This window comes from Paenibacillus sp. GCM10027630 (genome assembly GCF_042676305.1).
GTDB lineage: Bacteria > Bacillota > Bacilli > Paenibacillales > NBRC-103111 > Paenibacillus_S.
On the sequence record NZ_JBHTGY010000075.1, the window covers coordinates 1 to 5,567 of the forward strand.

Here is a 5,567-nt window from a genome sequence, read left to right on the forward strand (position 1 = left end):
TGTCCCTACATAGAAACGAGTGACAAGAAAGAAATGTCCAATGACACAAATGTGCCTACGTAACGTATCGAAGAAAAGCTTGAGGAATCAAGCTTTTTATTTTTTATGTAGGGAGATTTGTGTCATTTGAAAATGCACAAATGTTGGACGACACAAACATTATCCGTTTCAAGATCGCATATAATGAGGCTTTATTTTGTAATGGGACAATGTTTATGTCGTGAACCGACGACAAGAACATTGTCCCATTCTCAACTCACTACACAAACATTGTCCATTTTTCGGAGTAGAAGAAAACTTCACCGTAAACGTCCCTAGATTAGCAGGCAGGATTGTTTACGTGTATGATGAAACGCTGCTGCAGCTCTGAGTGAAGCAGTATAGCATTGACTAGGTATAGTGCGAGTTAAGAGAAAGCAGCCAGCTTCAATTGAAAGAAAAGCTTGAGGAATCAGGCTTTTTATTTTTTATGTAGGGAGGTATAGTTGCACATGTTAAATGAAAATATTGTTGCAGAGTGAGAAAATAAAGTATTAGACTGGCGGATGGATTAAGCTATCGGGCAGGTCAGTTACAAAAAAAGGAAGTTTGTATTTGGTAACGAATACTTAAATACCTGCGAATTTCATGTAGTAGCAGTTGGGAGAATCATTTCGTAAATAAATATTAATTTGGGGATGAATTCATGATGGAAGAATATATTTATCAAATACTAAAAAATAGAATTCTCGGTTGGGATTCAGAACTTGTTGAAGAAATATATGTTTTATCATTCTATATTGATTTTGAAAATGATGACTATAGGAAACCCCGGTTAATTTTTGGATACAATACAACTAGTAACCATCATAATAATATCTCGATGGCATCAAGTGAACTAGAGGCTAGATGGAATTATGCATTTTGGTTACAAAATGAAGAAATAGTAATTGGTAATATATCTTTAAAGGATACTAGAGAAGAAGAAGTGATGAGGGAGAATTGGGTGTTAGAATCTCTGTGGTATTATACTGACAAAGAAGCAGAGGAAAATTTTGACCGAATACTTGAGTTAGGTGAAAAAATAAAAGATGATTTTTATAAAATTATAAAAAATGTAGTTAGGCGACTACACGCAAATGGTGTAATTGTAAGCCAATTCAACAAAGAGATTCCGTTAATTATTCACGAATTGGAGTATTATAGTTTGATAGCTGATATTAATAAAGAAATAAATCCAAATGAAAGCATAAATGATTTTTGCAATTGGATAGAATCGATGTAATTTTAAAGATTTTGTTGGTATTTCAAAGGAGTCTAGAGCTTTGCCCTGACGCCGTATTCACGCGGCGAGTCTAACCTAACTCGTTGGACTAACGGAGAACTTTAGTTTAACAGAAAATTAGGTGAGATAAAGATGACAAATCCTTGGCTATTTTCATGAAGCTAGAAAGTCCTATATTATATGTGACCCATGACGAGGACGATGGTATGTGGCAGTTTCTCAATGGCGGAGATGTAAATGAAGAAGATGCACGAATACTTGGGTTAAAGGAAATAATCGACATTGATCCGAGTTTGGTTCAACTATCTGATCTGCCTTTTGGCTGGGTTGCATGGAGGGAAGCAGTAGGTAAACAATGGGTTAGATCAAAAAGATAGTCATTTCAAACGGGAATTATAGCTCAACAAGAACGAGACTGCCGGCAGGATCCGACTACTCGCTCGGCTCCGCCGTCATCTATGCAGCTTTCGCTTATTCCGTAGCTGAGGAAGCCTATACGACGATGCGGAAATTAGCTCTAAAACACAAAATAGGATTTTTTGATGTCAGCAGCGACGACGGCGAAATCATTTTCCCTGATTAATAAGGCCCCTTCAGAATTCTACCTAAGGGAGTACATACTTGGTGATACATGAATACTTTCCAGGCTGGAACGTATCTAAAGAAAAAAAAGAAGATTGGTTTATAAACTACGAAATTCCAGGAAACAAACAGTTTCTAAATGCTGTATCGGAAGGTGCTAGTATTGGTGAACTCCGTCTTCGTTTGGGAATAATATTGAAGGAAATGGGAGACTTTATCGGTTGGTGCTGTACTGGATGAAAAGACGAATTGCCGACACCAAACCGAGAAATCTTGTTTGCAATCTCAAAAGATCAAAGTGGCAAGGGTTATATGTCGGGTGACAAGAACATTATCTCATTAGTTGCCGCGTAAATCGCGGTTTTTTTATTTTATGGGATCAAGCTCTTGTCAAAACCAAATGACAATAACTTGATCTCATTCCCGACGAGTCTCCTTTGAAGTGAAAAGGAGGTATACGAAAACTCCCTATGGGATTAAGCTAACGGGCAGAGATAGTGTCAATGCAGGATTTGGAAAAATTAATTTCATTGTTATCTCTTAGCATTATGGAATTTGGAATACAGTCAGCATATCGAGCCATTTTCTTTGTTCCTATAGTTTTAAATAGTAAAGTCACAACATGTTTGACACCTTGATGTTCTCGGATGCGCCTTGGGATTCACCGATCGAAACCGAGAAATGGGTGACGATCTGCATTACGTCGAACGAGATTGAGAAGTCAAATCGAATCTTCGATGCTCTGCAGCAAGACGGCCATGTCAATATGCCGTTACAGGAGGAATCCTTCTGTCCTGGATTCGGCGACGTCACGGACAAGTTCGGCGTGACCTTCCAAGTCTACACTGAGATGTAAACCATACCACACGAAGAAAGAGTTGCCCACAATCTGGTGGCGCTACTCTTTTTTATATACAAACGAATTCTTTAATATGTATTATAGTATTGAAGAATTCGTTCCATGAAGGGTGGACACCGCAATGAAAGTAACCGCACCAGAACTTCAGTTATTTGACGAGTTGAAGCCGGGGTTAACCTCGTTCTGTTATAGGATGCTAGGATCTATCGATGACGCAGACGATGCCGTGCAGGAAACCTTCATCCGCGTCTGGCAAAGCTGGAGCTCTTTCCGACAGGAATCCTCGTTTAAAACGTGGGTCTACCGGATCGCTTCAAATTTATGCCTGGACAAGCTAAGACAAACGAAGCGCCGCATTCGCCCCGTAGACTTCTCCGGCCCAGCGGAATCCATTGTCGAACCTCGCGAGACGTTACCTGACTCATCTTGGATTTGGCCAGCCCCTGAATTTTCGAATAATCCGGAAGATATTTTCATCCGTAAAGATACGCTACATATCTGTTTTATTACACTTTTACAGCTCTTGCCTCCCCGTCAACGTGCGGTGATGATTCTGAAGGATGTATTCGAGTGGCCTTCTAAGCAGATTGCAGAGACGTTAGGCATGTCGTCGGCAGCGGTAAACAGCGCTCTGCAGAGAGCCAGAGATACGTTGGAGCGGGAACAACTCCGTTCCGATGAATTCAATAGGAGCGAAGAGACACCTGATCAGGAATTGCTGTCGCGTTATGTGGAGGCCTTCGAGCAATTCGATATCAATGCCCTGGTTGCCTTGTTTCATGAAGAAGGTCGGATGTCGATGCCGCCTTTCCCTATGTGGGTGCGCGGCAAGGACGATTTGTTCAAGTTCTTCACGCTTACGCGTTGGCATTGCGAGGGATCCCGGTTTGTGCCGGTTTCGGCGAATGGTGGTTTTCCTGCGTTAGCGCAGTATATGTGGAGCAGGGAAGAGGACGGCTTGGTCCCTTGGGGGATTCACCTCTTAGAAGTGAAAGACAACAAAGTATTCCACGTCCAAAATTTCATCAATCGAAAATTATTTGCCCGTTTCGGACTTCCGGATCGATTGGACCGATGAATTTCGTCGGTTGGCTTCGTCTATAGAAGTGAAAACAAAAACAAGAGAGGATGTTATTACAATGGAAACGAATCAATCGACGAAAATTACCGTGCAAATCGTCATTCAAGCGCCAGTAGAGAAAGTATGGAGGTACTGGTCCGAGCCGGAACACATCAAGAAGTGGAATCAAGCTTCGGAGTCGTGGCACGCACCGAAGGCGGAGAATGATCTGCGGGTTGGAGGCAAATTCCTTACCCGAATGGAAGCAAAAGACGGCAGCATGGGGTTTGACTTCTTTGGAACATATGATGTCGTGAAGCTGCATGAGCAGATCTCATACACAATGGAAGATGGGAGAACGGTTGAGATCTCGTTCCTGAATCAAGGAAACGAAACCAAGGTGATTGAAATATTTGACGCGGAAAGCACGCATTCCATTGAAATGCAGCAGGCGGGATGGCAGGCGATTTTGGATAATTTCAAGAAATATACGGAGGAATCCCGATGATCGAGACGAATATGAAAACGGGGACACCGCCAGTAAAAGAAATCTCTAATGCGAGGCTATGGACAGCGCGTGCCATGAGCGGGATTGTCATTCTGTTCATGCTGTTCGATGGGATCGGGAAATTCGCCAAGCCCGTACCAGTGGTAGAAGGCACGGTCACGCTCGGATTCGCGGAGCACCACCTTGCAACGTTGGGCGTATTAGTATTGCTCTGCACCGTCCTGTATGCCATTCCGCGAACTCGGTTCCTGGGGGCGCTACTGCTCACGGGTTACTTAGGAGGCGCGGTGGCTGCACATCTCAGGTTGGATAATCCGTTGTGGTCACATCTGCTGTTTCCCGTCTATGTCGCCATACTGGCTTGGGGGGCGCTGTGGCTAATCGATCGAAGATTGCGCAATCTTCTCCGGGAACGCGAATAACATATATACTGCCGCCGAGGAAAAAAACGGCGGCTTTTTTGTTGCATCGCTACGGTATTAGCATCATCAGGAGGCTGCTGCCTTTTTCGATCGGTTGGCTTTGCTGTGTTGACAGGCTTTGAATTTCAAGATGAGAGTAGATACTATAGGATTGCAGCCCATTAAGCTACCCCGAAAATTACTCTTAGCACAAACCCAAAAATGGCAGCACTGATCCCGCACGGGACAAAATGACGGTCGAGAAAGCATATAAGGTCTCCTGCAAATCTATGATATGGGAGGAAAAAACATGGTATGGAAAGCTGATTTCTCTTGATGGATGCAGCGACGGCCAAAAGCATTACGTATCCCTATTTAAAAACTAACTGAAAAAACCCGCTTGTTTAAGTAAGATGATGCTAGATAACCCACAATCTACGAAAGTTTAAAACAGTATTTCGATGGAGTAACAAGCAGACAGTTAAGGACTAAGCATCCAAAAATGATTACGAGACACTATAGCTCAATAAACATCAATATGAGGCTGCTGCGAAAATGACCAGCAGCGCTAAAGGTTTTATTCGTAATTGAGGGTTATATTAAGGACTCTAATAAGGCAAAATGATCGAAAAGGGAGAGGGGGTATAATGATGAATTTTTTCTTTAAGTTGTCAGCAGAAAATAATGTATTAGACTGAATGACCTTATTCCACGCGGCTTTTTGAATTCACTTACTGTTAGACTCCATAAAATAAGTTTTAGACTGACCCTACAAATCGAAACAGCGACAGCCAAGGACGAGAAAATAGTAGAGTGAAGGGCTGGGCATCCAGCCCCTCCTCATCAAACCGTACGTGAGGTTTTCCCTCATACGGCTTTCCGACGTTCTTCAC

General features: G+C 42.6%; 6 protein-coding genes and 1 pseudogene. All 7 read left to right on the forward strand.

All coding sequences use genetic code 11. The features are described from left to right. Positions 1–685: 685 nt before the first annotated feature. The 7 genes and pseudogenes from ACFQ0C_RS31715 to ACFQ0C_RS31745 all read left to right on the forward strand — a co-directional run bounded on the left by ACFQ0C_RS31715 (position 686) and on the right by ACFQ0C_RS31745 (position 4,695). Positions 686–1,264, forward strand: coding sequence for a hypothetical protein (locus ACFQ0C_RS31715; protein WP_379372882.1), 579 nt, complete (start codon positions 686–688; stop codon positions 1,262–1,264). A 206-nt stretch (positions 1,265–1,470) separates the two neighbouring features. Next, on the forward strand, positions 1,471–1,641 hold the full coding sequence (locus ACFQ0C_RS31720) for a hypothetical protein (protein ID WP_379372884.1): 171 nt from the start codon (positions 1,471–1,473) through the stop codon (positions 1,639–1,641). A gap of 247 nt (positions 1,642–1,888) precedes the next feature. After that, complete coding sequence (locus ACFQ0C_RS31725) at positions 1,889–2,086, forward strand: hypothetical protein (protein WP_379372886.1); 198 nt, start codon at positions 1,889–1,891, stop codon at positions 2,084–2,086. Between the two features lie 394 nt (positions 2,087–2,480). Then, positions 2,481–2,702: pseudogene (locus ACFQ0C_RS31730) on the forward strand (VOC family protein); the annotation flags it as partial. Between the two features lie 124 nt (positions 2,703–2,826). Beyond that, a complete protein-coding gene (locus tag ACFQ0C_RS31735; protein ID WP_379372888.1) occupies positions 2,827–3,783 on the forward strand; it encodes a sigma-70 family RNA polymerase sigma factor in 957 nt (318 codons plus the stop codon). A gap of 61 nt (positions 3,784–3,844) precedes the next feature. Continuing rightward, the gene (locus ACFQ0C_RS31740; RefSeq protein WP_379372890.1) at positions 3,845–4,273 is read left to right on the forward strand and encodes an SRPBCC family protein; all 429 of its coding nucleotides are present in this window, start codon (positions 3,845–3,847) and stop codon (positions 4,271–4,273) included. Beyond that, positions 4,270–4,695, forward strand: a complete 426-nt coding sequence (locus tag ACFQ0C_RS31745) for a DoxX family protein (RefSeq protein WP_258218133.1) — start codon at positions 4,270–4,272, stop codon at positions 4,693–4,695. The genes ACFQ0C_RS31740 and ACFQ0C_RS31745 overlap by 4 nt, the downstream gene beginning before the upstream one ends. The last annotated feature ends 872 nt before the right edge of the window (positions 4,696–5,567 follow it).